Origin of the sequence: Hymenobacter sp. J193 (assembly GCF_024700075.1) — a bacterium.
In the GTDB taxonomy this organism is placed as follows: Bacteria; Bacteroidota; Bacteroidia; order Cytophagales; family Hymenobacteraceae; genus Hymenobacter.
In genome coordinates, this window is the sequence record NZ_JAJONE010000001.1 from 3,820,179 (window position 1) to 3,842,515 (window position 22,337).

The 22,337-nt window shown below is 58.9% G+C and carries 22 protein-coding genes; 14 read left to right on the top strand and 8 right to left on the bottom strand.

The features are described 5' to 3' along the window. Positions 1–258: 258 nt before the first annotated feature. The 8 genes from hutU to LRS06_RS16810 all read left to right on the top strand — a co-directional run bounded on the left by hutU (position 259) and on the right by LRS06_RS16810 (position 7,792). The gene (gene hutU / locus LRS06_RS16775) at positions 259–2,013 is read left to right on the top strand and encodes a urocanate hydratase (RefSeq protein ID WP_257872537.1); all 1,755 of its coding nucleotides are present in this window, start codon (positions 259–261) and stop codon (positions 2,011–2,013) included. Positions 2,014–2,051: 38 nt separating this feature from the next. Further along, on the top strand, positions 2,052–3,773 hold the full coding sequence (locus tag LRS06_RS16780) for an ATP-dependent endonuclease (protein ID WP_257872538.1): 1,722 nt from the start codon (positions 2,052–2,054) through the stop codon (positions 3,771–3,773). A gap of 192 nt (positions 3,774–3,965) precedes the next feature. After that, complete coding sequence (locus tag LRS06_RS16785) at positions 3,966–4,691, top strand: NADPH-dependent F420 reductase (RefSeq protein ID WP_257872539.1); 726 nt, start codon at positions 3,966–3,968, stop codon at positions 4,689–4,691. A 199-nt stretch (positions 4,692–4,890) separates the two neighbouring features. Further along, complete coding sequence (locus tag LRS06_RS16790) at positions 4,891–5,520, top strand: hypothetical protein (RefSeq protein WP_257872540.1); 630 nt, start codon at positions 4,891–4,893, stop codon at positions 5,518–5,520. Between the two features lie 75 nt (positions 5,521–5,595). Beyond that, positions 5,596–6,027, top strand: a complete 432-nt coding sequence (locus LRS06_RS16795) for a hypothetical protein (protein ID WP_257872541.1) — start codon at positions 5,596–5,598, stop codon at positions 6,025–6,027. 173 nt (positions 6,028–6,200) lie between these two features. Beyond that, positions 6,201–6,527 carry a GNAT family N-acetyltransferase gene (locus LRS06_RS16800; RefSeq protein WP_257872542.1) on the top strand — a complete coding sequence of 109 codons (327 nt, stop codon included), beginning with the start codon at positions 6,201–6,203 and terminating at the stop codon, positions 6,525–6,527. 51 nt (positions 6,528–6,578) lie between these two features. After that, positions 6,579–7,013 (top strand): SMI1/KNR4 family protein, encoded by a 435-nt coding sequence (locus tag LRS06_RS16805; RefSeq protein WP_257872543.1) that lies wholly within the window; start codon positions 6,579–6,581, stop codon positions 7,011–7,013. A gap of 197 nt (positions 7,014–7,210) precedes the next feature. Beyond that, positions 7,211–7,792 carry an HPP family protein gene (locus LRS06_RS16810; protein ID WP_257872544.1) on the top strand — a complete coding sequence of 194 codons (582 nt, stop codon included), beginning with the start codon at positions 7,211–7,213 and terminating at the stop codon, positions 7,790–7,792. Between the two features lie 34 nt (positions 7,793–7,826). On the opposite strand, the gene LRS06_RS16815 is transcribed toward LRS06_RS16810, so the two are convergent. Next, positions 7,827–8,399 (bottom strand): hypothetical protein, encoded by a 573-nt coding sequence (locus LRS06_RS16815; protein WP_257872545.1) that lies wholly within the window; start codon positions 8,397–8,399, stop codon positions 7,827–7,829. Between the two features lie 406 nt (positions 8,400–8,805). On the opposite strand from LRS06_RS16815, the gene LRS06_RS16820 reads away from it, so the two are divergent. Then, positions 8,806–9,240 carry a hypothetical protein gene (locus LRS06_RS16820; protein ID WP_257872546.1) on the top strand — a complete coding sequence of 145 codons (435 nt, stop codon included), beginning with the start codon at positions 8,806–8,808 and terminating at the stop codon, positions 9,238–9,240. A gap of 35 nt (positions 9,241–9,275) precedes the next feature. Here the strand turns inward: LRS06_RS16820 and LRS06_RS16825 are convergent, their stop codons facing one another. Beyond that, a complete protein-coding gene (locus LRS06_RS16825) occupies positions 9,276–10,289 on the bottom strand; it encodes a glycoside hydrolase family 43 protein (RefSeq protein WP_257872547.1) in 1,014 nt (337 codons plus the stop codon). Between the two features lie 419 nt (positions 10,290–10,708). Here LRS06_RS16825 and LRS06_RS16830 point away from each other — a divergent pair, with 419 nt between their 5' ends. After that, positions 10,709–11,842: an acyltransferase family protein gene (locus tag LRS06_RS16830; RefSeq protein ID WP_374679429.1), complete on the top strand. Its 1,134-nt coding sequence runs from the start codon at positions 10,709–10,711 to the stop codon at positions 11,840–11,842. A 69-nt stretch (positions 11,843–11,911) separates the two neighbouring features. Here the strand turns inward: LRS06_RS16830 and LRS06_RS16835 are convergent, their stop codons facing one another. The 4 genes from LRS06_RS16835 to LRS06_RS16850 form a co-directional block, all read right to left on the bottom strand. Continuing rightward, positions 11,912–12,856, bottom strand: coding sequence for an NmrA family NAD(P)-binding protein (locus LRS06_RS16835; RefSeq protein ID WP_257872549.1), 945 nt, complete (start codon positions 12,854–12,856; stop codon positions 11,912–11,914). A gap of 437 nt (positions 12,857–13,293) precedes the next feature. Continuing rightward, entirely contained in the window at positions 13,294–14,109 is an 816-nt protein-coding gene (locus tag LRS06_RS16840) for a hypothetical protein (protein ID WP_257872550.1), read from the bottom strand. A gap of 189 nt (positions 14,110–14,298) precedes the next feature. After that, positions 14,299–14,781, bottom strand: coding sequence for a 2-amino-4-hydroxy-6-hydroxymethyldihydropteridine diphosphokinase (gene folK, locus LRS06_RS16845; protein ID WP_257872551.1), 483 nt, complete (start codon positions 14,779–14,781; stop codon positions 14,299–14,301). 104 nt (positions 14,782–14,885) lie between these two features. Further along, complete coding sequence (locus LRS06_RS16850) at positions 14,886–15,746, bottom strand: S9 family peptidase (RefSeq protein WP_257872552.1); 861 nt, start codon at positions 15,744–15,746, stop codon at positions 14,886–14,888. A 233-nt stretch (positions 15,747–15,979) separates the two neighbouring features. On the opposite strand from LRS06_RS16850, the gene LRS06_RS16855 reads away from it, so the two are divergent. After that, entirely contained in the window at positions 15,980–16,969 is a 990-nt protein-coding gene (locus LRS06_RS16855; RefSeq protein WP_257872553.1) for a polyprenyl synthetase family protein, read from the top strand. 156 nt (positions 16,970–17,125) lie between these two features. Here the strand turns inward: LRS06_RS16855 and LRS06_RS16860 are convergent, their stop codons facing one another. After that, positions 17,126–17,425 (bottom strand): hypothetical protein, encoded by a 300-nt coding sequence (locus LRS06_RS16860; RefSeq protein WP_196957014.1) that lies wholly within the window; start codon positions 17,423–17,425, stop codon positions 17,126–17,128. A 173-nt stretch (positions 17,426–17,598) separates the two neighbouring features. On the opposite strand from LRS06_RS16860, the gene LRS06_RS16865 reads away from it, so the two are divergent. The 3 genes from LRS06_RS16865 to LRS06_RS16870 all read left to right on the top strand — a co-directional run bounded on the left by LRS06_RS16865 (position 17,599) and on the right by LRS06_RS16870 (position 21,063). Then, a complete protein-coding gene (locus tag LRS06_RS16865) occupies positions 17,599–18,864 on the top strand; it encodes a cytochrome P450 (protein WP_257872554.1) in 1,266 nt (421 codons plus the stop codon). After that, positions 18,800–19,000, top strand: coding sequence for a cytochrome P450 (locus LRS06_RS25585; RefSeq protein WP_374679430.1), 201 nt, complete (start codon positions 18,800–18,802; stop codon positions 18,998–19,000). The genes LRS06_RS16865 and LRS06_RS25585 overlap by 65 nt, the downstream gene beginning before the upstream one ends. A 131-nt stretch (positions 19,001–19,131) precedes the next feature. After that, positions 19,132–21,063, top strand: coding sequence for a PAS domain-containing hybrid sensor histidine kinase/response regulator (locus tag LRS06_RS16870; RefSeq protein ID WP_257872555.1), 1,932 nt, complete (start codon positions 19,132–19,134; stop codon positions 21,061–21,063). Positions 21,064–21,067: 4 nt separating this feature from the next. On the opposite strand, the gene LRS06_RS16875 is transcribed toward LRS06_RS16870, so the two are convergent. Continuing rightward, positions 21,068–22,192, bottom strand: coding sequence for an MBL fold metallo-hydrolase (locus LRS06_RS16875; RefSeq protein WP_257872556.1), 1,125 nt, complete (start codon positions 22,190–22,192; stop codon positions 21,068–21,070). Between the last annotated feature and the right edge of the window lie 145 nt (positions 22,193–22,337).

Consider the following 22,337-nt stretch of genomic DNA (forward strand, 5'->3'; position numbering starts at 1 on the left):
TTTATAACAAAATTGCCATAATCTTGCACTTAGCTCGTCAGTTTGCTTGTTTAATAATAATATTTTAATGTTGAGCTTAATACCGACCGGTCATGGCGCAAGCACTGGGGGGTGGAATTACCTGCTAGCGGGGCGAGAGAGTCAGCCGAAAGCCGCCGCCTTAGCCTAATGGCTGCGCTGCTGAAAAACCCGGTTGCCACGCGCCGAAAACGCTATATTCGCCACTCCACCCACTATCCGGAACTACCTCACCCGACTATGTCGCACTCCACTCTCGAAACGCCTGAACTCAACCTCGAAGCCACCTCCAAATCCTCGGCCGAAAAGCCCACCACCCGGCCCATGTACTACGAGTACAAGCCCGAGGAAACAGTAAAAGCCCAGCACGGCCCCGAGCTGCGCTGCAAAACCTGGGAGGCTGAAGCGGCCCTGCGCATGCTCGAAAACAACCTCGACCCGGCCGTGAGTTTGGTGTACGACGAGCTGATCGTGTACGGTGGCGCCGGCCGCGCGGCCCGCAACTGGAAGGAGTACCAGACCATCGTGCGCACCCTCAAGAACCTGGAGCCCGACGAAACCATGCTGGTACAGAGCGGCAAGGCAGTGGGCGTGTTGCGCACCTGGGCCCACGCCCCGCGCGTGCTCATTGCCAATAGCAACATCGTGCCCGCCTGGAGCACCCAGGAGTATTTCGACGAGCTGGACAAGCTGGGTTTGATGATGTACGGGCAGATGACGGCCGGCTCCTGGATTTACATTGCCACCCAGGGCATTCTGCAGGGTACCTACGAAACCTTCGCCGCGGTGGCCGACAAGCATTTCGGCGGCACGCTGCGCGGTACCATTACCGTCACGGCGGGCTTGGGCGGCATGTCGGGCGCGCAACCACTGGCCGTGACGATGAACGACGGCGTGTGTTTGGTCATCGAGCCCATCGATGCCCGCGTAAAGCAGAAGGTGCAGGAAGGCTACCTCGACGTGCAGGCCAAAGACCTCGACCACGCCCTCGAAATCTGCCTCCGCTCGAAAGAAGACCGCATCGGCTGGTCGGTGGGGCTGACCGGCAACGCCGCCACCGTGCTGCCCGAGCTATTGGCCCGCGGCTTTCAGGTGGACATCATCACCGACCAGACCTCGGCTCACGACCTGATGGACTATATTCCCGAGGGCGACATCACGGAGGTGCTGCAGCTGCGCAAGGATAACCCCGAGGAGTTCAAGCGCCAGGCGCTGGCCTCCATCGTGAAGCACTGCCAGGCCATCATCGACATGCAGGCGGCCGGCTCCGTGGCCCTCGACTACGGCAACAACCTGCGCGGGCAAGCCGAAAAAGGCGGCCTGCAGGTGCGCGACGAGAACGGGCAGTTTCTCTACCCCGGCTTCGTGCCCGGCTACATCCGCCCGCTGTTCTGTGAGGGCAAAGGCCCCTTCCGCTGGGCTGCCCTCTCCGGCGACCCACAGGACATCCTGCGCATCGACCGCGCCCTGCTCGAAACCTTCCCCGACAACAAGATGCTGGCCCGCTGGATTGAGAAGGCCCAGGCCAAGGTGCCCTTCATCGGGTTGCCCGCCCGCGTGTGCTGGCTGGGCTACGGCGAGCGGGAAAAGTTCGGCCTGGTCATCAACGACCTGGTGGCCCGGGGCGAAGTTTCGGCTCCCATCGTCATCGGCCGTGACCACCTCGACTGCGGCTCCGTGGCCTCGCCCAACCGCGAAACCGAGGGCATGAAGGACGGCTCCGACGCCGTAGCCGACTGGCCCCTGCTCAACGCCCTGGCCAACACCGCCTCCGGCGCCGACTGGGTGAGTTTGCACAACGGCGGCGGCGTGGGCATCGGCAACAGCACGCACTCCGGCATGGTCATCGTGGCGACAGGAACCCCCGAAAAAGCCGAGCGCCTGCGCCGCGTGCTCACCACCGACCCCGGCATGGGCGTCTTCCGCCACGCCGATGCCGGCTACGAGCTGGCCCAGCAGGTAGCCCAGGAGCGCGGGGTGAAGATTCCTAGATAAGCAGATTGTAATAAAATAACATTCAAGAACAAGAAATAATGGAACTGAAAGAAATAAGAATTAGGAACTTTAGGACAGTTGAGCAGGAGCAATCTATTGCCTTGGCAAATGGCATTACTTTAGTTGGCCCGAATAGTAGTGGTAAGACTAATATACTTAAAGCAATAAAAATTTTATTCACTGGGTTTGAAAATACGCTTGGTTATAATAGAGTCCAAGATTTGACTTTTGGGCAAAAGAATAGAACAAGTATTGTTGCTCAGTTCCAGGGCGAAGCTAAAGGTATAGATAAAGAAATATATAAGCAGGTTGATGAGCTTCATAAATTGCAAGGAACAAAAAGGTCTAATGACTTGATTAATCTTAGTCTCTATTTTACTGAAGCAGAAACTCCTGTTTATAACATATTTTCAAATGTAAAGAGGCCAACAGATGCTGCAAAAAATAAAACATATTCTAGAATACATCGTCAACTTGTAACTCAAATTATAGATTCTTTTTGTATTTATTATGTTCCTGCATCAAAAAGTATAAAACAATTATATGAAGAACTGTTGGCCCCATTTCTAAGGCAGTTAGCTGCTGATGCTTTTGAGCCTCATATCGCCGCAATGCTTGTTCAAGTAGATGAAGTTGCTGCTCGGTTAAATAAACAATTACATGATGCTGGATTAAAGAATCTGAATGCTTCTTTTGCAATTCCTGATGATTCATTGAATAAGCTTTTGACAAATTTTAATTCTATACTAGAAGATCCTGCGAAAACGCCATTGTATGAAAAAGGTATGGGTATTCAGTCCACTGCCCTCATTGCCTCCTTTTTATGGATAACACAGGAGCAGAAAAGACGGAATAGGAAGAATGTAATTTGGTTGTTAGAAGAGCCTGAATCGTATTTGCATCCAGAACTATCAATGGCCTGTTTGAAGTTACTGAATGAGTTGGAAAAAGAATCTTTGGTAGTTAAGACTACTCACTCTCTCAGTTTCGTTCCTCAGGATCCTAATAAGACAAAAGGTGTTATCGTAAACTCTGATAAACGTACTGAGGTATCGTCGTTTAAAACTTATGCTGATGCTACAAATGCACTTAGAAGGAGTCTGGGTGTACGATTTAGTGATTTTTATAATCTAGATGTGTATAATGTTTTTGTTGAAGGGCCTAGTGATAGGGAGGTTTTTAAATGGCTATTAGGGAAATTGCCCGAGCCTTCATATGCATTGCCATATTTGAGGAAAGCTCAGATTCTTGATCAAGGTGGTGTAAAATTTCTCGGTGGGTTTTTAAGGGCGACATATGCATTTATTCATAAGGAAAGAGCCTGCGTAGCAGTCTTTGATGGTGATGATGCTGGGGTGAAGGAGTATCGTGACTTACAGCAATTCTTTGGACAGCATTCTATTCCATTTGAGGCAAATAGAGATTTTGTGGTGGTGCGGAATAAGTTTGCTTTAGAAGGATTGTTTCCGGATGCATGGATTATAGATATTGAAAGCCATCATAAAAGTTGGTTTAAGACTTTTTCAGTTGACGCATCGGGCGAATTGTCTCCTTTCGATATACACGATAATAATAAAAGCCAAGTCCAGAATGAATTAATGAAAAGAGCAAACGATGAGACTGACCTTAGTTGGGCAGATAGGCTCATTGTTGTTTGCAATGCAATAGATAATGCTCTAGAAATTCAGGAAAAAAGGCTCAGTAAAACTCAGACACCGAAAGCTATTATTGCAAAACCATTACCAAGTACTAGTTCATGATTTCTCTTAAGTCATAGGTGGAATTCTTGCAAAGTGCTAATTGTAAACAGGGAACAACGCCGCCCGAGCCCCGCTCCGGCGGCGTTGCTCGTTCTAGCCCTTCAACCAACGAGAAAAAAGCAAAACGCCTGCTTCCGTTGTTTACCTCCCTGCACCGGCACATCACCGGCGCACGAACCAAACAACGCAACTATGAACATCGGAATCATTGGCGCCGGCCACATCGGCAGCGCCCTTGCCGGGCGGCTCACCAGCCTCGGCCATTCGGTATACATTGCCAACTCCCGCGGCCCCGAGACGCTGCAGGACCTGGCCCAGAAAACCGGCGCTACGCCCGTCACCACCCAGGAAGCGGCTCAGCGCGGCACCGACCTCATCGTGGTAACCATCCCGCTCAAGAACATTCCCGACCTGCCCAAAGACCTGCTGGCGGGCGTGCCGGCCGAGGTGCCCATCATCGACACCAGCAACTACTACCCGCTGCTGCGCGATGGCCAGCTGCCGGAGCTGGAAACCGGCGACCTGACCGAAAGCGGCTGGGTGCAGCAGCACCTGGGCCGCCCCGTAGTGAAGGTGTTCAACAACATCCTCGCCGACCACCTCGCCCAGCCGGGGCAGCCCGCCGGTACGCCCGGCCGCGTTGCCCTGCCCGTCGCCTCCGATGATGCCGCTGCCAAGCAGAAAGTAATGCAGCTGGTAGAAGAGCTGGGCTACGACGCCATTGACGCCGGCAGCCTGCGCGAATCGTGGCGGCAGCAGCCCGGCGGCCCCATCTACTGCAACGACCTGCCGGCCGACAAGCTACGCGAGCAGCTGACCAGCCTCGGCACCGAGCGCACGCCGGAGCAGCACGCCGAGTTCCTGGCCAACCAGGCCAAGCAGGAGCAGGCTATGGCGGCGCAGGGCATAAAGCTGTAGCAGACGGTTACCGGCTACATAAGCTAAAAACCACCTGCTGAGCGCAGGCTATGCAGCGCGCAGGTACTGGCAATTTTATACTGCGCCGTCTGGGGAAGCCCAGGCGGCGCAGTTTCGTTCGGGCAGGCATGAAACCGGGGACCGGCAAAGCAAATCATATCAGGGTAGGCTAATATTGCTGCGAAAAATTCTGCTTTGCATGCTGCCACCATCTATCAAACGATACCACTACTGGACGGGCTTGTTGTTGTCCGTGTTCATCCTGGCTCATCTAGCCAATCACCTGGTTGCGCTGTGGAGCGTGACGGCGCACCTGGAGGTTATGGAGGCCTTGCGGAGCGTGTACCGGCACCCCGTGGTCGAAACTAGCTTGCTCCTAGCCGTGGTGGGGCAGGTGTTCACCGGGCTGCGCCTGTACTGGCGGAGCCGACAGCAGCCCCGGCAGCCGTTGGCGGGCCGGATTCAGATTTTCTCCGGCTTGTACCTCGCGTTTTTTCTGCTGGTGCATACCGGGGCGGTGCTCACCGGACGGGCCTGGTTTGGGCTCGATACAAACCTGTACTTCGCGGCGGCGGGTATCAATACCTTCCCGTTTAGCTTGTTTTTCGTGCCGTATTACTTTCTGGCGGTAACGGCCGTCTTTCTGCACCTCGCCAGCCTGCACTACCTGAAAGGCCGCCGCATCTGGGGCGAGTCCGGCGCGCGGCGGCAGGCCCTGGGCATTGGCGGCGCCGGGGTGCTCGTGGCCCTGCTGATTTTGTTTGCCATGACCAACCAACTGCAAGGCTTCCCCATTCCGGCGGATTACCTGCGGGCTTTAGGAAAGTAATACCCGGTACACTTGCCCGCACTTGGCGGAGCTTTTCGATATTTCCGAAGCCACCAACCCCATTCTAGCTTGCTCATGAAACACCTTCTTACTACCCGGGTTGCGGCCACCGGAGTGCGCATTATCCTGAGCCTGGTCGTGGTGTTTCACCTGCTGGTGCTAACGGGCGTAATTCCGTTTGACATCGTGTGGGGCGGGCGGCTGAAAAGCCACAGTCAAATGCTGCGGTTCGAAGTCGTGTCGATAATCCTGAACCTGCTGATGCTGGTGGTAGTGGCCGCCGCCTCGGGGGCGCTGCAGGGGCGCGTCAACGGGCGCTTGGTTAAAGGCGCGTTGTGGGTGATGATGGCTCTTTTCCTGGTAAATACGGTAGGCAACCTGTTGGCCAATACCACGCTGGAACGGTTGCTTTTCACTCCCTTAACGCTGCTGCTCGCCCTGTTCTGCTGCCGGCTGGCTATCGGCCAAGGCAATGCGGGCGCAGCGGCCCCCGACGCCGGCGCGTAGGGCGGGCTACATTCAAAGGAGCATGCCGCCACCGTTTTCCTGGCAGAAATACCCGCAGGTACGGCTTGGTCAGCAGAGAATGGTGCCGGGGCGCCTTGCCATGTAAGGACCTTCTGTAGTTTTGGCACCAGCGGCAGCTGGGCGCACATACCCCGTTTTTCTTTCGCTAATCGATGAAACCCGAACTCCACGACCTTCCACTTATTGACAACAGCGGCGGCCACCGCTTCGAGCTGACTGTGAACTACGCCACTGCCTTCATGGAGTATGGCGAGCGGGACGGAGCTATGGCCCTGTTTCACACCGAAGTGCCGGCCCAGCTGGAAGGGCAGGGGGTAGGCACGGCCCTGGTGGAAAAGGTGCTGGCCGAAATCGAGCGGCGGCAGCTGCCGCTGATACCCCTGTGCCCGTTTGTGACCGGCTACCTCAAGCGCCACCCGGAGTGGCAGCGGCTGGTGGCTCCCGCCTATCAGCGCTGGTTTCAGCAAACCCCAGAATAAAAGTGCTGCGGCTGACGAACTATCAACTTAGTGAATACCAATGACTTACCTATGCATGAGGAGCTGCTTAACCGAATCCGGCTTTATCTGGCCGAAAACGAGCTGTTCGCGGGCCAGGCCGCAACACCGGCGCAGCTTGCTGCCGCGGAAGCACAGTTAGGCGTTGCCTTCGCGCCAGCCTATAGAGAGTTTGTCGCCTTGTTTGGGGGAAGCTACGTGGGCGTACCGGTGTACGGGTTCAACAACTGCCCCATGCTGTCCGCCGAAACGGTTGTGGACTTAACCATAAGGTTCCGAAACGACTATCAGGCCCTCGGCCGCTGGCCTGTACTGGCCCGCAGCTACGTTATTTCCCTGACGGGCAGCGGCGACCCTGTCATTCTGGACCTGCAGGGGCAGGTCAGGGTGTACTACCACGACAGCGGGGAGGAGGAGGTGCTGGCTGATAGTTTTCAGGAGCTGCTTGAGCAGCATTTGCCCCACTGAGCTCCTCTGCCGGGTTGCCCAGCGCCGGCCTCTTGCCTGAAGCCAATAGTACCTGCGTACAGCTACCTGGGACGTCAGGATTTTCCGGGAGACGAGCGTAGCAGATGGATAGAATGCTGATTGGTGGCTGGCCGGCTGCGGCGGCTGGCATATATTTGCCGGCTGAAAGGATAGCCGGCCGCCGCCAACCACTGCACATGCGAAGAAAGCTACGCGGACACGCACGTCGGGCACGGGTCATCATCTACCAGGAAACCCTGTTCGACTACAAAGAGCACCTCTGGACGTTCGTCGGGGCGTTTACCGGTATGGGGCTGATTGGCCTGCTGAGCCGCTACGTCTTTGGCCCTTCCGACACGCTGCTGCTTGTTGGCTCGTTCGGAGCCTCCTCGGTGCTGATTTATGGGGTCGTGAACAGCCCGCTGGCGCAGCCGCGCAACCTTATTGGGGGGCACCTCGTCAGCGCGGTAATTGGGGTTACGGTGCAGCAACTGGCGGGCGAAGAGCTGTGGCTGGCGGCGGCGCTGGCGGTGGCCTTGTCCATTGTGGGCATGCAGATAACTAAAACCCTGCACCCGCCGGGTGGTGCCACGGCCCTTATTGCCACGGTGGGCTCGGCGCAGCTCAAGGCGCTGGGGTATTGGTACGTGCTGATGCCGGTACTGGTGGGCGTACTGCTGCTGCTGGTGGTGGCGCTGGTGGTCAACAACATCACGGCCACGCGCAGCTACCCGGCCAACAAGCACTGGTATAAAATCTGGCGCCGCCGGTATTCATAGCGGCAGGAGCGGAGCCGCCGGTCCGGCAGGGAGCCTACGCTGCCCCGAAAGCCGTGGATGCTGCTTCGGGCCGGGGGCCGCTGGCTTGCCGGAACAGCAGGGCGGAGCCCACCCAGAGCGCAACGAACAGCAGATTGGCGGCAAACACCTTGGCAACGCCCGCCGTAAGCTCGGGCCGCCAGATCAGCACAGCTACCACGGGCACCAGAAACTGCGCGCCGGCCGCCGCCAGCATCGTGCGAGCCATGCCCTGCGGCTGCAGGCGCGCCAGGATGGACCCCAGGAAAACGATAATGAGCACGCCCCCAAACAACAGGTTGGCGGGGTTGTCTTCGCTGCCGATGATGCCCACGGCCAGGTTTGCCCAGATAAGGAGCAGCGTAGCGGCCAGCGCCAAGCCTGCCCCCAGGCGGTAGGCGGTGTTGCCTCGCCGGCGGGCTACCAGCTCGTAGGCCAGACCCGTACCGAAGATCAGCCCCCCCGCCACGATGAAATCAAACAGGTTCCAGCCCTCACCATCGGTGAATTGCGTGAGCACCAGGGGTACCAGCAGAATGCCAGCAGTTATCAGGGCAAGGCGAACAAGGTTTTTGGCGGGCAGCGTCATGGCGGTACGAAGTAGGGGTGAGAAAAATTCTCCTCACTTCTTCTGGTAATTCGGCCCCGCAAGCGGCAGACAAATCAAGTAGAGAAGCAAGGGTAATGCAAAGCAAGTAAAAGAACTTTGTATTTCAAAGTAAAAATTTGTTGAAGCTGCCATGAAATGGAGTGGGAGCTAGCTTCCGCCCATTAATGAAACGCGGACTACAGGAGTTGTTCCCTGGTCATTGGGAAGAAACTCCGCGCCGTGCAGCGTTTTCGTCCAGCACTTCGTGATGCGGAAGCTGGGTTGAATCAAGCTGTAAACCAGGTGTTTCGGGCAGCGCGCGGCGGCCATTGGCTTATTGGCCCCCGAACGGCCGCTGCGTAGCGTGGTTTCAACATCCGCCCGCTAAAAAGCGTATACCGGGAGCATGCATCCCGTTGTGCCCTGGCTTCCGCTGTTACTGCTGCCCGTGGTGGTGGCTTTCCTGGGCTTGATCAGCTTCATACTGTCGCGCATGGGCTGGGCGCGCCTGGCCGGGCAGTATGCTGTGGCCAAGGTGCCCTATACGGTGCAGCGGGAGCTGCTGGGCTACCTGCGCATAGGGCCGGTAAGCTATAAGAATTCTGCCCGGGCCGGCATCACCCCGCAAGGGCTGTGGCTCTCCACCTGGAAAATATTATACCTGGGGCATCCACCGCTGTTTGTTCCCTGGTCGGCGTTCGGACCGGTGCGGGCACAGCAGTTTCTCTGGGCCAGGACCTACGCCACCTACATCAGCTCAGGCAACGACCAGATCAGCTTCTCTTTCAGCAATGAGCGGGTGCTGGCCGCACTAAACGCCTTTGTCTCAACCCAAACCTAACTAAGGCACGCGTAGGCCCGTCGCCCGCCAAAGATTTAGAGTTTCCGTGCCGGTACGCCTTCCTGGGTAATCTTCACCGGTTGAATGCGGCCCTCGGCATTGAAGTACATCCGGTCGATGCAAGTGACGCGGTGGTTCATGTCGGTTTCGCCTAGCGGGCGGCGGTGGTACACAATGTACCATTCATCGGTGCCCGGCACCTGCACCACGGAGTGGTGGCCTGCCCCGGTGGCCACGGCCGGGTCCTGCTGTAGAATTTTGCCTTCCCGCCGGAAAGGGCCCAGCGGCGAGTCGGCCACGGCGTAGGCCACTGAGTAGTCGGGCCCGGCCCAGCCCCCCTCACTCCACATAAAGTAGTACTTGCCCTGGCGCCGGAACATAATCGGGCCTTCCACATAGTTCTGCGGGGTAATTTCCCGGAACGTCCGGCCATCAGGAAAAGGCAGGAAGCCGGTGAAGTCGGGCTTGAGGCGGGCAATGTTGCAGTGCGACCAGCCGCCGTAGATGAGGTAATACTGCCCGTCCTGATCCTGAAACACGAACTGGTCGATGGGCTGGGCGCCATTGTGGATATTGCCGACGAGCGGCTTGCCCAGGTAGTCGCGGAACGGGCCCTCGGGCCGGTCGGCCACGGCCACGCCAATCCCGCCTACTTCGCCCTCGTGCACGTCGTTGGCCCCGAAGAACAAAAAGTATTTGCTGTCCTTTTTGACCACGGCCGGGGCCCACATAGCCCGTCGGGCCCACCGGATGCTGGTGGTATCCACAATGCGCGGGTGCTTGGTCCAGTGTACCAGGTCAGGCGACGAAAAAGCATCCATAAACACCTGCTCATCAAACGGCGCCGAGTAGGTAGGGTATACCCAATACTCCTTGCCGAAGATGACAGCTTCCGGGTCGGCGTACCAGCCGGGGAATACCGGGTTGCCGGCCTGCTTGGTTACGGCTGCGGACTTGGGCTTACCCGCGGTGGTTTGGGTGGTTTGAACGCAGGCTACGTGCGTCAGCAGCAGGCCCGCCAGCGCCCCCGGCAGCAGAAGGTGTTTCATAGCTGCATAAATACACGGAAAATTCCATTGGCGCCGCATACCGGATACGGCCCCGGACGCGGGGCACTTGGCTGTACTACCCCGAAGCTGTATCTTGCCGGTTGGGTTGAAAGCGAAGTAGCCATGCCTCCACGCTGCGCCGGCGCGTTGCCGAGAGCTTCCTTCCTGCCCCGGTCAACTTGCCTCATGGCAGTTTTTTGGGCGGGCGCGGTTTCGGTGGCGGGCAGGCGAGGACAGAAGAATGCGTCATATTAAACTGCCTGATGATGATTCTCCCCATTTTGCCCGGGAAACGGCCGCTGAAAGGCCATAACCCCGGGCGCTAACCGGCATGCTCCTGCCAGACAAATTGCTGCTCCAAGGCGGCCGGCAAAGCTTTGGATTTATCGACAAACAACTGGTTTTAGACAAGAGTACGCATGACTAACGGGTTACGCCGGTACTATCCGGGCATAACGATATTCAAACTGATAGGCTCGCTGCTGGTTATGCAGAACCATATCCGGCTGTCGGACACGTATATGGAGCTGAACCAGCACCTGCCGGGGCTGGTTCAGGCCGCGAGCATGGTGGTGCCGTGTTTTTATATGATAGCGGGTTTTCTGGCCTATCAGGGCTGGCACCATGCCCGGGAGCCGCGTCGGTACGTGACGACCTATCTGCGCTGGGTTGGGCTGGTTTACGTGTTCTTCTGTTTGCTACACTTCGGTACGGTAGTGGTACCCCAGCTGGTGGCGAGCAACTTTTCCGTGCAGCCGCTCAAGGTGCTGTTCGAGCGTTATCTGGTAAGGGGGCCGTATCTGGTCCTGTGGTTTATTCCGCCCCTGCTGTTCGGTATTTTCGTTTCGTATGCTCTCGACAGCCGGCAGCAGCTGCGCAAAGGAGTCTGGCTGGCGCTGGCCGGCTTTGTCCTGGCCCAGGTCTTAAATGGCAGCCTGCGGGTGGTGGTTGAGGCCTGGTTTCCGGCTGTGATACCGCTGTTTCAGATAAAGCATATGTACCTGCTGGGCTATGCAGCGGCCAATTACCTGGGCGTTGGCTTTCCGTTTATCCTCGGCGGCGTACTCGTGGCTAAGTATGAAGACGTTTTCCTGCAAATCAGAGCCCGGACGTTTGTTGCCCTGACAGGGCTTTGCGTGGGCACGGAATTCCTGCTGCTTCACTGGCTGGTCGAAGGGCCGCTTCAGTATCAGCTGGCCGTGAGTATGCTGCCCATCAGTGTGTTCCTGTTCTATGGCGTGCTGCATATTCAGTCAGCCGGCATCCGGAAATACCATAAGCTGATCAACACCTACAGCATGGTGGTGTACTTCACGCATATGTTCCTGATTGCCCTGAATGCCTGGCTGCTTGGCTGGTCAACTGGCCATTTGTCACCGCTGCAGGCCGCAGTGTGCGCAGGACTCACCTTCCTGCAGACCGTTTTGCTGACGGCTCTCTTCATGGTATTTACGCAAAAGAAGCTGCAGCCTGCAGGTTTCGAGGAGCTAGGCAGAATGCAAGCGCCCCAAGGTAAGCCTGTCCCGGGCGCACTACCCATCCGCGAAGGGTAAGCGAAGCACCTGAAAAACAATGAGGCTGCCGGCGGGTATTTCGCCGGGAATTAAAAGAAGCTGCTTCCGTCAGCTTTGCCCCGCCAGCACTTCCCGCACCTGCGTGTAGCGGATAGCGGGGTAGCGGGCATTGTCGAGGGGCTCCGGCAGTTTGGCCTGGCCGCTGAGCATGTTGTGCAGGTACTGCATGCCCTGCCAGGGCGGAAACACTTCGTCTTTGGCCGGCAGCAGCGTGCGGGTTGCGGTAATCAGTCCAGCTAAAATGCCCAGCCCACCTACGCGTAGCAGCTTAAACTCCTGGCCCGTGGCAGCCTGGGCCTCGGCCTGCAGCCCGCGGATGCTGGCTACCTGGCCGGCCACGCGCAGGTAGCGGGGCGTGGTGGCATCAAGGGCGGCGGCAGCCGTAAATTCGGCCGTGTTCACCATCGTGGTGAAGTCAAGCAGTTGGTCAGCGTCGCCCCAGTACACGATGCGGCGGATGGCGGGCTGGATCAAGGGTGCCTGGCCGGTGAGCAGGTCCATAAACATGCCGTTGAGGATGGACGTGGCCTGAATAGGAGCCTGGTCGAGCCGGCGCTGAAACTCCCGGCGCAGGTCGAAGTTGCGGTTGGAGCCCTCGGGCAGCCGGGTGAAGTCGGCCGAAAAATCCGAGGGAATAAAACGCGGTACCCCGGCCGCCACGGCCGCTTCCAGCAGCTGCGTCTGCGCGTCCACTATCACCGGCCGCAGCCCCGATAGCGCCGACACCAAGCACGCGGCGCCGGTGCAGGCCTGCCGGAGCGCTGCCGCGTTGCCATACTCTACCGTGGCCACCTCCACGCCCTGCCGCCGCAACGATTCTGCTTCCGCCCTAGTGCTGGCCGCGGGGCGCACCAAAGCCCGCACGGCCGCGCCGCGTCGCCTCAGATGATGCGCAATCAGTAGCCCGAGGGAGCCGGTAGCGCCAGCCAGCACAACAAGCGGCGCATCGGTGGTAGGAGCAGTGGAAGAAGCGGGAATAGTGGGAGAAGACATAAGACGAAAAAGCCCTGATGGAAACAAGCACACCCGACCGGGGGCCGGCTCTGATACCGTTAAGCCACCGCGAAGGTTGTAGCACCGCCCCCGCCCGAAGCAGCATCCACACCAACCGAAGGTCTGGCGACAGTATCCTAAGGTCTGATAACAGCAACCGAAGCTCCTGCTACAGCGCCCAAAGCTCCATCCACACTGCCCGAAGGTCTGGCAACACCGCCCGAAGCTCCATCCACAGCAACTGAAGGTCTTTCAACAGCTGTTTCTCCTGCTTCGGGCGTTGCGGGCGGGGGGTCGGGTGATGGCGGATGGGCTTGAGGCGTAGGCGCGAGCTCCTGGGGGGCCGTGGATGGGCCTTCGGGCAGGACCGCCGCCGCTTCTGCCGTAGTAGCTGAGGTTTCGGAGACGGCAGTGGAGTGCGGGGCACCTACCCAGGCTTATGCGAGGAAGTCCTGGTAGCCATACTTGTCTATATCTAATAATAACAGACACATATTTCTACGCTGAATAAGCTCCTCCTCAGACAATTGACTGAAATCTGCGTGCCAGCCTGTGGTAGGTTTGAAATACTTGCCTACCGTAGTTGCAAAAAAAATACGTAGTTCATTAAATTTATCCTCCACTATTTTTTCATATTCGGAAATTATATATCGTGGTTGTTTTTGTAAATAAGCAGCAACTTGTTTAGTCGGTTCATCAGCTTGAATTAAAAAACGGTCGTACTCTGGCCAAATATAGGCACGCTTGTGTTGTAGTAATGATGCTTTAAGCGCAAGAGGCTTGAAGGTGCGATAGTATCTAAAGTGCTCAGTTATAATCTCTGATCTTTCAGCTAACAGGTGCCGCCCGTATTCTGCTTTTAGGTAGGCTACTTTAGAGTGCTCTTCAGTACGTAGTACGAACTTGGTGTATGTATTATTGTGAAAAAAAGGCAAAAAGTCTTTTTCGTAGAAAGTATTTATTTCCTCGTGAAACAGTATATGTTTGGATTCTCGCTCATCCGCTATTGTTAAATCATGTTTGTGTTGCTGTATTTCTTCTTCACGGTTTTCTTTATATAGAAGGAATTGGTTCTCGCTCAAAATCTCTTGAAATACAGTATACTGATAATCCAGCTCTTCCCACACAGTCAGGTTATTAAGATTTTCCTGTTCGTATTGGTCAAGTTGTTCAGCTTGTTGGGTGGTCAGCTGCAGATACTCGTATCTTGACTTTATTAGTTTTAACTCCCACTTCCTACTGGGTTGTTTCATACTTTTTGAAAGGTTAGTAAAGTAATATAGTGGTTTCGTAAACGGCGCGTCCACTTGGAATATGAGCCTCCAAAACGACCAGCCCCAGCAACGACGAGACGCAAGATATTGCGTCTCTACACTCGCCCCGGTGGTCGTACCGTTCACGGAACCGCTATAGATGTCACCTGTACTGCTAGGCGAACCGCGTTAACTCACCCGCTCAACCGGCAGCGTATCCCCGCAGATTTCCAACAGATCGGCGATGGTACTATGCAGCAGCGGGTGGCGCACGGTAGCGGCAATTTCGCAGAGGGGGGCCAGGGCAAAGCGGCGCTCCGGGAGGCGTGGGTGGGGTAGCTGGAGCGCGGGTGTGTCCAGCACTACGTCATCAAAGAGCAGAATGTCCACATCCAGCGTGCGGGCGTCCCAGCGTACGTGGCGGGTGCGGCCCGCGCGCTGCTCGGCGGCCAAGCAGGCGGCCAGCAGCTCGGTAGGGGAGAGGGTAGTACGCAACGCCACGGCCTGGTTGAGGAAAGCAGGCTGCTCTGCCAGACCCCAGGGCGCCGTTTCATATAAGCCCGAAGCAGCCACGAGGGCACCCGCCGTTTCGCCCAGCTGCTGCCGGGCCTGGCTCAGCGTAGCGGCCCGGTCGCCGAGGTTGGAGCCAAGCAGGAGGTAGGCAAGAGGCATAGGAGTCTGGGTGAGAAAAAAGGAACGTCTGTCAATCCTCCGCTGCGCTCGGAATGACGTTTGGGAGAGCGAAATACTGTCGTCTGGTCGAAAATACCTTCTCTTTACAGCACGCGGCGCAGGAAGGCCAAGGTGGTTTCGGCGGTTTGGCGGGCCTGATCGGGCAGCTCGTTCGACTGCCACGGGTGGGCGCCGCCGAAGTTGTGCGTGACGCCCGGCAAAACAGCCAGCTCGGCGGCCGGGTACCACTCCCGCAACTCGTAGGCGCGCTGCACCGGCACGGTTTCGTCCTGCTCGCCATGCACCACCAGCAGGGGGCGGCCCTGCAGCTTGCGGCGCACGTTGTGGCGGATATCCAGGCGCAGGCGGTTACGGTGGTAGTCTTCCACAATCTGAAAATACAGGGGCAGCTGCTGGCCGGTGCGCGAATTTTCGACGTGAAACACGCCCTGCTGCTGCCACTGCTGCAGGAGCGGCTCGGGCCAGCCGGGGTTCACGTTGTTGATGGCCGCCCACGTAGCCACGGCCTGTACGCGCGGATCTTCGGCGGCTTTCAGTAGCACCAGCCCGCCACCCCGGCTGTGGCCGATGAGGGCCAGGCGGGCGCAATCGGCCTCGGCAGCGGGGAGAAGCGCCGGCAGTTGGTCGAGCAGGGTGCCGATGTCATCTAGCTCCAGCGAGAAGTTGTTCTGCCCGAAGGCTTCGAGGTCTTCTAGGTCGCCGGTGCCGCCCACCACCAGGCCGTTGTGGGAGAGGTTCAGCTTCACGAACACGAAGCCCTGCAAGGCAAACCACTCGGCCAGCTGGTTGAAGTGGCCCCAGTCCTTGAACCCCTTGAACCCGTGCACAAACACCAACACCGGCTTGGCTTGGCCGTCGGGCACGTAGCGGGCATCGGCCGCAAAGGGGCGCGAATGGTGCGGGCTGGAGAGCAGAAAATCGAGGCGAACGGGCAGTGCAGGCATAGCGACGAAGATAAGCGGTGAGATGGTGAGATAATGAAATGGTGAGTTTGATGATTATGATGGTTGGGAAATTCGGGCTCTCCTCCAGCTTCGGATAGCAAAGGCTGGCTCAGCAAGTCTCTGCCCCAGTTGCGCCAGCCGGGCGGGGAGAACATCAAACTCACCATCTCACCTTTTCACCATCTTCCCATCTCACCTTTTCCCCGTATCATTGCAGCGCCCAAAATACCTGCATGACCGTTACGCTGGACCAGATACAGGCGCCTATTGCCGCCGAGATGGAGGAATTCGAAAAGAAATTCCGCGCGTCCATGCAAACCAAGCAGTTGCTGCTCGATAAGATCATGGGCTACATCGTGAAGCGCAAGGGCAAGCAGATTCGACCCATGTTCGTGTTCTTCACGGCCAAAATCAGCGGCACGGAGCCGGAAGGGCCGCTGCCGGAAGCTACGTTTCGCGGGGCCGCCCTCATCGAGCTGCTGCATACGGCCACCCTCGTGCACGACGACGTGGTGGACGAAAGCAACTACCGCCGGGGCTTTTTCTCCATCAACGCCCTCTGGAAAAACAAGATTGCCGTGCTCGTGGGGGACTACCTGCTGAGCAAGGGTCTGCTGCTGAGTTTGGAAAACGACGACTACGCTCTGCTCAAGATCGTGAGCAATGCCGTGAAGGAGCTCAGTGAGGGCGAGCTGCTGCAGATCGAAAAGGCCCGCCGCCTCGACATCACCGAGGACGTGTACTTCGACATCATCCGCCAGAAAACGGCCTCGCTTATTGCGTCCTGCTGCGCCGTGGGGGCTTCCTCCGCCGGCGCCGACCTGGGAACCGTGGAACGAGCCCGGCTTTTCGGCGAGAAAGTGGGCATGGCGTTCCAGATCAAAGACGACCTGTTCGACTTCGGCACGGCCGAAATTGGCAAGCCCGTGGGCATCGACATCAAGGAGAAAAAGATGACCCTGCCCCTGATCTACGCCCTGCAGCAGGCCGACTGGCTGACCAAGCGCCGCGTTATCTTCAACGTGAAAAACAACGAGGGCCGCAAAGACCGGGTGCAGCAGGTTATCGACTTCGTGAAGCAGTCCGGCGGGCTCGACTACGCCATCCGCACCATGGAGCGCTACCGCGACGAAGCCTTAGACATCCTGCGCACCTTCCCGGCGTCCTCCTCCCGCACCTCCCTGGAACAGCTGATCAACTACACAATAGAGCGGGAGAAGTGAACCACGGATTAGCTTCGCTGAACTTCGTTTCGCGCGGATTTTTCGGATTTTGTAGTCGGCGCGGTTCCAATTGGAGCAGAAAATAAAAGGGCTTGCCGGAAGGCAAGCCCTTTTTTATCGTCTACAAAATCCGCGAAATCCGCGCGAATCTGTGGTTTAGGCTTTCACTTGGTAGGCTACGCTCTCGGGCTTCACGTCCGATACGTCGAAGTGGACGCCCTCGAAGGTGCTTTTTACGGTGATTTCGTGGGTCATGTCGCAGCCGGGGCACTTGATTTCCTCGGTTTCGTACTGGCCGTCGTCTTCAGTGGAGTTAGCCAGATGGTCGGCGGCGGGTACGCCAATGAGGTCGGTGAAGACTTCGGTCTGGCACGAGTTACATTCGAACTTAAGGCCAACGGTGCGGCCCTGCAGCTCATCGAGCGGGGCGGGGGTGCTTTTTTGCTGAATCCACATAGGGAACCGGGAGTTTGGTTGGGGAAGTGAAAGGTTATGGGGCGGTAGCCCTACCGGCTGTACGCGCAGAAGGCTGGCTGGGGTTGTGTCGGCGGCTGGGCCCGCGCCCAAAAACGACGTGTGGCGGCGGGTTCCTGCGTATATTCCTGCCAGAATCCGCTGGTATTTTCCGCATGTCTGATTTTCCGATTTCACCCGACGCTAAATCCCCGGCGGGCGCCTTTCCGTGGGTGCCGCGCTGGCGCACCCTGCTCTCGTCATTGGCTATGGCGCGCAACCCCATCGGCAACCTCAACGAGGTACACCGGCACCGTGGCGACACGGTGGGCATTCACCTGGGCGGCATCCGGCCCACGGTAGTCACCCGCGACCCGGCCCTGGCCCAGCACATCCTGCAGAAAAACCACCGCCGCTACCTCAAGTCCGACCTCACCCACGGCCTGATCCGCTACCTAGGGCGCGGCCTGCTCACCAATGAGGGTGCCGACTGGCTGCGGCAGCGCCGCCTGATTCAGCCGGGTTTCCACCGCCAGCGCCTGGCCGGCCTCACCCGCCTGATGCAGGCCGCCGCCGAAGAATGGACCCAGGAGCTCCGTGCCCGCACCGCCCAGGGCCCGGCCGAGGTAGATATCCACGAGGCCATGACGCGGGTGGCGTTCCGCATTATTGCGCAGGCCACCTTCGGCACCAGCATGAGCGAGGCGCAGCGGGAGCGGCTTTCGGATATTCTCACGCGCATTCAGGCTTTCTACGTGCGCACCATCCGGCAGCCCTACCTGCAGCCCTGGTGGCGGGCCTCGGGCAGCTACCGCCGGCACGATGCTCTCAGCCGGGAGCTGCGCGAGCTGGTGCGCGGCTTCATCCGGCAGCGCCGCGCGGACGGCCCCGGCCTCTCCCACGACGACCTGCTGCAGATGCTGCTCGATGTGCGCTACGAGGATACCGGGGAGCCCATGATGGAGGATCAGCTGCTGGATGAAGCCAATATTCTGCTGCTGGCCGGGCACGAAACCTCCGCGAATGCTCTGAGCTGGCTGTTTTATCTGCTGGCATCCCACCCGGAAGCCGCCGACAAGGTGCGAACCGAAATGGTTGCTGCCGGCCTGGCTCAGCGCCCGCCTACCTTCGAAGAGCTGATGCGGCTGCCGTACTCCATGCAGGTGATTCAGGAAACCATGCGCCTGTACCCGCCTGCCTGGATTCTGGACCGCGTAGCCCTGGAGGCCGACGAGTTTCGGGGGCAGTCCATTCCGAAGGGCACGCTGTTCTCCATTTACCTCTACGGCCTGCACCGCCACCCGGGGCTGTGGCCCGAGCCCGATGCCTTCCGGCCCGAGCGGTTTGCGCCCGATGCCCAGCCGCCCGTGCCGACGTATGGCTACCTGCCTTTTGGGGGGCGGACCGCGCCTGTGCATCGGCAACCACTTTGCCCTCACTGAAATTCAGATAGTGCTGCTCGAAACGCTGCGGCAGTTCAGCGTTGAGTTGGTTTCAACGCAACCGGTGGTGCCCGTGCCCTTGGTTACGCTGCGGCCGCAGGCGGGGGTAATAGTGCGTTTTCGGCAACTCACGTAAATCCTGCCGGGGGGCTTTTTACGTAAATTTACGTCAGCATCAGCTCGCCAGCGAGAGAAAGGCTGAAGCTGGCTCTGCTGCCGCAGTTCAGCTCAACTTGTAGCTGCGCCCCGATTCCCGTTTGCCCTATTATGAACATACCCTCTCCCGACAACGAACCGTTGCCGACTTCACTGGTCGAGGCCCACGCTGAAATCAAGAAACTACGGGCCGAGCTGGCCGAGCAGCTCACGCTGGCGCGTATTCCGGCGCAGAACCCAAACCCCGTTTACCGCCTGGGTCCCAACCAGCAGCGGCTGTTTGCCAACGCCGCGGCCGAGCGGCTGGCCGCTTCCTTGTCGCCCGAAGATCTGCAAGCCGGGCGGGAAGAGGTGTACGGTTGGGCAATGAAAGCCCTGGACAGTGCCCGGGAGTCGCAGCACCAGCTACGCATAGACAACCGGCAGTTTGCCGTGCACATCGTGCCGTTTCCGGAAGCCCAGTACGTGAATATGTACCTGACGGAGGAAACCGCCCGGGTAGCGGCCCAGCAGCAGCAGCTGGCCCAGCAGGCTTTCACCCAGCAGGTGCTCGATGCCGTGCCCGTGATGGTATACGTGCGCGACGCCGATGGCCGGTACGTGTTTGAGAACTCCACTACCCGCGCCATGGCTGACATAATGGCTCAAACCACGCCTACGCCCGAGGTAGCCGCCCGGCAGGCCCGGCAGCAGGCCCAGTACCAGGCCACCGATGCCGAAGTCTTGGCTACGGGCCGCCAGATAGTGGTAGAAGACAATATAACGCTGCCCGATGGCACCGAGCGGTGCCTGCACACCATCAAGCAGCCGCTGGCCTGGGATGGGGGACAGACCCACGTGCTGGGCGTGAGTGCCGATGTGACGGCCCTGAAGCAGGCAGTTGAGACAGCCACCACCGCTGCCAAAGCCCGGGAAAACTTTCTGGCCAACATGAGCCACGAGATTCGTACGCCCATGAACGGGGTGCTGGGCATTGCCGCCCAGCTGGCCAAGACTCCGCTCAATGCCCGCCAGCAGGAGCTGCTGGATATTATCCGCTCCTCGGGCCGGCACTTGCTGGGTGTCATCAACGACGTGCTGGACATGGCCAAAATCACCTCCGGCAAGATTGAGCTGGTAGAGGAGCCTTTCGACCTGTGTGAGACGCTGTTTCAGGCCGCGCAGCCGCTGATGCTGCAGGCGCTGGAGAAAGGACTGCACGTAACCGGCGACCGGCTGCGCGAAACCTGCCCGCACCCACAGGTGCTGGGCGATGCGCACCGCATCAACCAGGTGATGCTGAACCTGCTCAGCAACGCCATCAAGTTCACCCCGGCCGGCGGCAGCATCCACGCCGGTACCTATCTGGTAGAAGAAACGGCCGATACGCTCACCATCGAATTTCGGGTGCGCGACACCGGCGTGGGCATTGCACCCGAAAAGCAGGAACGGATTTTCGAGGATTTCACCCAGGCCTACGCCGACACGACCCGTATTTTTGGGGGTACCGGGCTGGGGCTGAGCATCAGCCGGGCGCTGGTGGAGCGTATGGGCGGCAAGCTGTGCGTCGAGAGCCGGCTGGGCGAGGGCAGCACGTTCTCCTTCCGCCTTACGCTGCCCCGCGCCACTGCTACCGATGCGCCCCAAGTTTCCACGTCCAAAACCGACTACGACACCGGCGCCCTGCGCGGCAAGCGCCTGCTGATGGTGGAGGACAACGACATCAACCGCCTGGTAGCGCGTATGCTGCTGGAAGACTGGGGCGTGGAGCTGGATGAGGCCGAAGACGGCCCGGCCGGGCTGGCCTGCGTGCAGCAAAACAGCTATGACGCAGTGCTGATGGACATTCAGCTACCGGGCCTGAGCGGGCTGGAAGTAACGGCCGCCATTCGGGCCCTGCCCGAGCCAGACAAGGCCCGTCTGCCCATTCTGGCGCTTACGGCCAACGCTTTCCAGAACGATACCGACGAGTACTTGGCGGCGGGCATGAACGACGGCATCTCCAAGCCCTTTGAGGCAGCGGAGCTGTACGGCAAGCTGGCCCGCTTGCTAGCCCAGGACTAACGTTCTATTGCCACCACAGTTCCTGCGGCAGCGTTCCGCTGCCCAGCGTCACGGGCTGGCCCAGCTGCGGCGTGGTGATGGGCAGCTGGCGCCGGGCGGCCTCGGCCGTAGCGCGACGTACAGGCTCATTCCAGGCATGACGGGCCTCGGTGAAGGCGCCCCAGTGAACGGGAAGCATCAGGCGGGCCTGCACATCGAGGGCAGCCTGCACGCTTTGCTCGGGCATCATATGGATTTCGGCCCAGTCGACATTGTACTGCCCGCATTCCATCAGGGCCAGATCGAAGGGGCCGTGCTGCCGGCCGATGGCGGCGAAGTGCGGGCCATAGCCCCCGTCGCCGCTGTAGAACACGCGCTTTGTGGCCGACTTCAGGACCCAGGAGCTCCAAGAAGTGGAGTTGCGGTTGGTGAGGCCCCGGCCCGAAAAGTGGCGCGTAGGCGTACTCACCACGGTAAGGCCGGGCAGCCTCAGCGAGTCGCCCCAGTCCAGCTCGTGAATTTTGGCGGGCGCCACACCCCAGGCCAGCAGGTGTGCGCCCACGCCCAAGGGCACGAAGAAGTGAGCCGTCTTCTCCTTCAGCCGCAGTATGGTCTGGTAGTCGAGGTGGTCGTAGTGGTCGTGCGAAATCAGCACGGCCTCAATGGGCGGCAGCTCCTCGGCCGTAATGGCCAGCTGCGGGTTGTAGCGCTTGGGCGTCAGCCAGCTCACGGGGCCCATCTTCACGCTCAGCATGGGGTCGAACAGGATGTTTTTGCCCGCTATTTCCACCAGACTGGCCGAGTGGCCAAACCACGTCACGCGCACGATTTCGGCGGTTTTCTGCTGAATGCTGGCCGGCGTCAGGGGCCGGGTGGGCAGGGGAGAGGCGGGCCGCTCATTAGGTGTTTTGGTGAACAGGAATTTCCAGAGCGAGGAAAACGTGCTGCCTCCAGTCATCAGCGTCGTTGGCACCAGGTTCTGAAATTCGCCGTCCTTATAATGACCCGATTGGGCGTAGGCGGCGCGCTGGGCTTTGGTGGGCTTGCCCCCGAACTCCGGGCTCAGGTTGGCAAACGCCACGCCCACCACGAGCAGGGCGACAACTACACCGCCCAGCAGGCGGCCAACAAAGCGTCGGGGTTTGGGCATACAGCAGAGGAGAAAATGGTAAGCTGACTGCTTGGGTAATCGGACTGGTACGCGAAATACTTTACGCCCGCCTCAACTATCAACACAAAACCGCCCCAGCCGGTGGGGCTGAGGCGGTTTGGCGGTAGGCTGAAAGTTCGGTCGG